Below are 462 nucleotides of genomic sequence, written 5' to 3' on the forward strand. Positions count from 1 at the left end.
ATTCCATGCCACCGTGGATGGGCAAAAAATCGGTGATAAATTGGCCATCCTTGTCGAGAAAATGGCTCCGGATTTAAGTTTCCCAAATAAACGTATAAGGGTAAGCTATGTCAAAGATTATAAAGAATCCCCAAAAGTACAGAACGCCCCTGATGGTGCTCATCAGAAATGGTCAAGTTCAGACCCAAACATTGCTACAGTGGATAACAAAGGCAATGTGACATTGTTGGGAGTAGGCAGCACAACAATCACGGTACAAACGGAAAGTACTGTGCAGTACAAGATGGCCAGTGCGAGTTATCAATTAAATGTGAGACGGGCAGAGCCACTGTTGAAGAATAAGGAAATTGTTGCAGTGTGGAATGATAAACAACCTTACTCAGTGATTCCTGAGTTTGACAATGCGGATGTAGATCGTGATGAGCTTTTAAAAGGGATCAGATTTACCAGTTCAGACGAAAG

1 protein-coding gene is annotated in these 462 nt (G+C 42.4%); it reads left to right on the forward strand.

Annotated elements, in window-relative coordinates; translation table 11 throughout:
- Positions 1–462 (forward strand): immunoglobulin-like domain-containing protein (locus FE392_RS19995; protein ID WP_319931876.1); only part of this gene is annotated, 462 nt, incomplete at both ends.

Source organism: Xenorhabdus santafensis, from assembly GCF_033949405.1.
Taxonomy (GTDB): domain Bacteria; phylum Pseudomonadota; class Gammaproteobacteria; order Enterobacterales; family Enterobacteriaceae; genus Xenorhabdus; species Xenorhabdus santafensis.